At 54.3% G+C, this 704-nt stretch carries 1 protein-coding gene; it reads right to left on the bottom strand.

The features are described 5' to 3' along the window. Positions 1-704 (bottom strand): EF-Tu C-terminal domain-related protein (locus AAEZ10_RS27175; protein WP_350571771.1); only part of this gene is annotated, 704 nt, incomplete at both ends.

The raw sequence follows: 704 nt of genomic DNA, 5'->3' as shown, positions 1-704 counted from the left end.
TCTTCCATCGCGATGGTTTTGATCAGGGTAACAGTCATCTGAATGTTATCACCTGGCATTACCATTTCAACGCCTTCTGGCAGCTCGCAGTTACCAGTCACGTCAGTAGTACGGAAGTAGAACTGTGGACGGTAGCCTTTGAAGAACGGAGTGTGACGACCGCCTTCTTCCTTGCTCAGAACATAAACTTCTGCGGTGAACTTGGTGTGCGGCTTGACCGAACCTGGCTTGACCAGAACCTGGCCACGCTCAACGTCGTCACGCTTGGTACCACGCAGCAGAACGCCGCAGTTCTCGCCAGCACGACCTTCGTCGAGCAGTTTGCGGAACATCTCAACACCGGTGCAGGTGGTGGTGGTGGTGTCACGCAGACCAACGATTTCCAGAGCGTCCTGAACGCGAACGATACCGCGCTCGATACGACCAGTCACAACAGTACCGCGACCCGAGATCGAGAACACGTCTTCGATTGGCATCAGGAATGGCTTGTCGATCATACGAACTGGTTCTGGGATGTAGGTATCCAGAGTTTCAACCAGTTTACGAACGGCAGTGGTGCCCATTTCGTTGTCGTCTTTGCCTTCCAGCGCCATACGAGCCGAACCGATGATGATCGGAGTGTCGTCACCTGGGAAGTCGTAGGTCGACAGCAGGTCACGAACTTCCATCTCAACCAGTTCCAGCAGCTCAGCGTCGTCTACCAG

The organism is Pseudomonas sp. H26/SER47-MNA-CIBAN-0231 (genome assembly GCF_040310465.1).
GTDB lineage: Bacteria > Pseudomonadota > Gammaproteobacteria > Pseudomonadales > Pseudomonadaceae > Aquipseudomonas > Aquipseudomonas atacamensis.
Note: the sequence above shows the minus strand (reverse complement) of the source record. Positions and strands in the feature narration are given on the sequence as shown.